Source organism: Daejeonella sp. (assembly GCF_044232565.1).
Lineage (GTDB): Bacteria > Bacteroidota > Bacteroidia > Sphingobacteriales > Sphingobacteriaceae > Daejeonella.
Map to the genome: position 1 here is coordinate 1 of NZ_JBIILQ010000228.1, position 4425 is coordinate 4425.

General features: G+C 32.1%; 7 protein-coding genes. All 7 read right to left on the bottom strand.

All coding sequences use genetic code 11. The features are described from left to right. The coding region (locus ACILQF_RS10955) for a peptide-methionine (R)-S-oxide reductase (protein ID WP_395627453.1) at positions 1-158 on the bottom strand (158 nt) is incomplete at its 3' end. Positions 159-386: 228 nt separating this feature from the next. After that, entirely contained in the window at positions 387-785 is a 399-nt protein-coding gene (locus tag ACILQF_RS10960; protein ID WP_395627447.1) for a DoxX family protein, read from the bottom strand. 4 nt (positions 786-789) lie between these two features. Next, complete coding sequence (locus ACILQF_RS10965) at positions 790-1254, bottom strand: YHS domain-containing (seleno)protein (protein ID WP_395627448.1); 465 nt, start codon at positions 1252-1254, stop codon at positions 790-792. 62 nt (positions 1255-1316) lie between these two features. Continuing rightward, positions 1317-2015, bottom strand: a complete 699-nt coding sequence (locus ACILQF_RS10970) for a Crp/Fnr family transcriptional regulator (RefSeq protein WP_395627449.1) — start codon at positions 2013-2015, stop codon at positions 1317-1319. A 226-nt stretch (positions 2016-2241) separates the two neighbouring features. After that, positions 2242-2724 (bottom strand): YciI family protein, encoded by a 483-nt coding sequence (locus ACILQF_RS10975; RefSeq protein ID WP_395627450.1) that lies wholly within the window; start codon positions 2722-2724, stop codon positions 2242-2244. A gap of 178 nt (positions 2725-2902) precedes the next feature. Then, positions 2903-3583: an ATP-binding cassette domain-containing protein gene (locus ACILQF_RS10980; protein ID WP_395627451.1), complete on the bottom strand. Its 681-nt coding sequence runs from the start codon at positions 3581-3583 to the stop codon at positions 2903-2905. After that, the coding region (locus ACILQF_RS10985; RefSeq protein ID WP_395627452.1) for a hypothetical protein at positions 3580-4425 on the bottom strand (846 nt) is incomplete at its 5' end. The genes ACILQF_RS10980 and ACILQF_RS10985, both read right to left, overlap by 4 nt.

Genomic DNA, 4425 nt, shown 5'->3' on the forward strand with positions numbered 1-4425 from the left:
TTGCATTGTGCAGAGGTAATTTCTGTTCTTCGCATTCCATGTATGTTATGTTCGGCTTGAATGATTTTTCTGCCTTCAATTTCTTTGTCAAAACTTGGCCAGCCACAATGTGATTCAAATTTCATATTATCGGTAAATAAAGGCTCGACGCCCCCCATAATGTATATACGAAATTTTGTTAGTTTATGTAAATTCACCACTAAAAGGTTTTGCCGTGCCTGTTTCGCTACTAATAAAAATACTACTGAGGGCTAAGCTTTGCTTTCCATTCGCGTGCTGATAAATCCATATTCATGTCATCTGATTTTAAGTTTAACTTTTTTCTATTTTCATATTGCTTTGTATACAGCTTGTGAAACAGAGTGTTATCAAAAAGCAGAAGCTGATTATTTTGTAGTAATTTTTTTAATTAAAGATAAAAGCTCGCTTTTGTGCATTAAAAGAAAAATTGTGGAAACAATAAAAACGATAATTGCCAAGGTAAATAATCCTCCTCCGTCATTGGATACATTGATGCCTAAAACCAAAAGGTGTGATAATACCGCTCCTGTAATAATACCTAAACTGGTTGCCATGCCTATTACTTTGGTTTTGGGAATCAAAATAAGAATAGCCGTAATGAGTTCAATAATACCAAGTCCAATTCTTCCCCAAGGTTCAACCCCGAGTGCAGAAAATATGTGCACCGAGTCAGGGTGAGCCGTAAATTTGAAGTATAAGGTTTGGAATAAAATAAGTGCTGCTGTAAGCCTTAATACCCAAGAGATAATGTTTTTTGAGTTCATTGCTTTATTTTTTTATAATGTTAGACCAATTTTTATCTGCCTTTGCTTTCAGATTTTTTTCATCTTTATTCCAGCTTTTAAGCGTATTATTAAAATAAGCATTATAGTATAAGTAAAGTTTATCTTCAATAATTTTAAATGTTTCTGGGTCAACCTCTACCTTTTTGCCATAATCTCCCATAGCAAAAGCACACCAACCACCATATTGTGGTTCGTATTTCGAAGGATTGCTTAAAAATTGTTTTTTGTTTGCTTCCGAGGAAAAATGATAAACAACACCTTGGTAATTTGCAGAGATAGTGGATTTCCCTTTTGTTGCTTTATTTATTGAAACATAACTTACGGGGTCGTAGCCCTGAATGGCGATTCCATTTTCTAAATTAAACTGTTTGGTCCGCTCAATGGCTGTGTTTTGTGCAAATAATTGCAGGGTTATTCCTAAAAGAAAAATTAAAATGAAATATCTCATATTCTATAAGTTTAATATTTTATGAGACAAAAGTACTAGGTATTAAAACAGCAAAATGTAAGCTATTTTACATTTTCAGCAAAGTTTTTTAATTTTTGGATGTCCTGGATGATAATTTCTTTTTGAGAATATTGTAAAATACCATCTTGATGCAACTCTTTAAGGAGTGAAATCACGGTTTGCCTTGTTGAGCAAATGAGTTGAGCTATATCTTTTTGAGTTAGATAATTGGGAAATACAAATTTAGAATCTTGTGGATTCTCCTTTTCAATAATCATATTCAAAAGTAATAGAAGACGTGTTTTGGCATCTCTGAATAAAATATTCTTGTAAACGTTCTGTATTTTTTTAAAATTAAAACCTATGAATTTGATGTAATTAAGAGCAAAATCAGGCTTTTTTCGCATGACATCTTCCAAATTCTCTCTAAAAAAAGTACAAAGAATGGCTTCATCAGATACGACCTTAAAAAAATCATTACTATCAGGTTTTTTCTCCAAATTCAAGTCCCCAAATAAGTCTCCTTTTTGAAGAATATCTATCACTACTTCATCGCCATCCTCATTAATTTTAATAAGCTTGATGGCACCTTGTTTTAAGAAGTAGATTCTTTCTTTCTCACTAAAAGGCAAATCGATTATTTCATTTTTTTTTGATTTTTTAAATCGTTTCAGAATACACAATCCATCGATTTCCGAAAAACTTAAGTTTCTGAAAAGTTTATGGTCATGCAAATACCAATATTTTAAGTCTGATGTCATGTGTTATATGAAGGTAGTTTTTTATAGCAGTTAATGTTTCTTGGCGAAGGGCGCGGCTTTTACCACAAAACAGGATTTGAAAAACTATTGTTTAATTAACTACCAATCTGTCTTTGGAACACGAAATCCCACCTTTTGGGGTGATGCTATTATGGGTAGCGGTTCTTTCATCCTGCATTGTCATAAGCCGCCTTAATCCACTCAATTACTTCTTTATTTATGTATTTTAAGGTTTTGATCTCCAAATTTTGTCTATAAATGGCAAGTATTCAGGAAGTGCCGCCGAACCGTACCAAGTAAATATTTCATAGTCTAAAAGTCTGTTTTTAATGGCAAGATCGGTTTGTAATAATTCTTTCGCTTCTTCCAAGGATTTTAAGTTGTTCAAAATGAAAATACCTCTATACTTATTTTCATTCTCACCCAAAGGCCCTGCAACTACAAGTTTTCCTTCTTTAGCCAAACGGTTTATGTTGTCCATATGCCCTCTAAAACTTTCGGCTATACGTTCTTTGTCTGTAGTTGTATTCGTTCCTGTTTTCAGAATGACCAAAAAATAGCTTTTCATGCCATAATCATCACCGCCTAATTTTTTGGCTAATGTTTTTTCGTAATTTGGGTTTGAAATCAAGGTTTCTTTTTCTGAGTTTGATTGTCCAAACGTCAAGTTTGTTATGACCAAAAGTGTTATTGTTAAAATATATCTCATCGTCTTTCTATGTTGGTTGTTGTGTCATTTTATAATTACATATAATGTTTTGCAGCTTGGCGAAGTGGTGGAAATCAAAGCACAAATGTTCAGTTTTGTACAAAAGTTCAATCGAAGAACTGCATTTGAATTTAGCAATAAACCCGCCATTTTGCAAAAAGGCTGCTAGAGGCTTTTTTTATCTTAGTTCCAATTTTTCAATTTTGTTCCCTATTGTCATTTGTTTCATTTCAGTTTCCAAAGCTAAGAAGTCTGCCTTTTGGACAGATTTAATAAAACTTCCTTTGCTTAGTAAATGTATTGTATCGCAAGTGTCCCTCAAAGTTGAGAAAATATGCGATGATATAATAACTGTCTTTTGTAGTGCTTTCAGTTTATGAATTATTTCTGTGATTATGATGTTGCTTTGTAGGTCTACTCCATTAAATGGTTCATCAAGTATAAAATAATCATTCCCTTGCAAAAGAATTGCTGTTAGTGCTAATTTCTTTTTCATCCCTGTTGAATAAGTAGAAGCGTATTGATTTAAAGGTAGGTCAAAAATGTTTCTGTTTTCAATGTCTGTTATTTTTATATTCCTTGCATTGCATAGCAAGTTAATATACTCTTTTCCTGTAATTTTTTGAAAAAAGAAAGGTTCTGTAAGCAATAAACCAAGATGATTTTTAATTGGATTCCGATTTGAACTTATTTCACCTTCGTAATTATCCAAGTCTGCTACACACCTAAACAACGTTGTTTTACCAGCACCATTTTCGCCAACAATTCCATATACTTTTCCTTTATCAAATTCAATATTGATATTTTTCAAGACTTCATTTGTGCCATATTTCTTTGATAAGTTCCGGATTGTTATCATTTCAATAAATTACTAAGTTGGTTTTCAGATTTTCGGAAAAGATAAGGTATTAAAATAATTAGGATAGGTGGAAACCATAAGCAAATAGCTAAAAGAATACCTTGTGGAATATTCATTTCATCAGGATATGAGGAATATTTGGTAACAATAATAGCCGTTAGAAAAGCCCAACCAGCAATGATGAAAAGTAAAAGCAACCCAATAAATTGGTAAAAGAAAAATGAAAGAGCTAATGCTATTGGAAATGCAAGCAAAGATGAGTAAAGCATTGCCGTTTTTATTTTACTAAACAAAAAACGTCTTGGATTTCGGTTGTATGCCCAAACATAATATTCGTTTTCTGGTTTTGAATAATAGCTTAATGTTGTTGCAAACACCAGTAACATGGCAAATACGCCAAGATTAAAATTGTTTACAGAAACGGCAAAAAATGTTAATACATAAGCTACAAAAAACAAATAAAAAGTGTTTCTAAAGCCTGTTGTAAACTCAAAAGGTCTTTTTGAAAACGGTGTCCAAATTATAACGTTCAATGTTGTCCTAAAATTTACAAGTGCTAAAATTACTGTCAATATCAAAAGCAAACTTGCAAAAACAAAAAGCTGTTTGTAAAGTAGAAAAGCAAGAAATGGTATTGAGCAAATGAGGTTTTCAGCAATTCTAATTATTTTTAGTTCTATGTCGCCAAAACAAATTTTTAAAAATTCAGCTCTTCGGATTTCTGAAAGTTTTCCAATGAATGTCAAAGCAGAAAGCAAATAAATGTACTCTGCAAATTCAGTCTTGTTGAATAAGTAGATTGAAAGTCCGAAAAACCCAAACGTCAAAATGATATAAGCAAG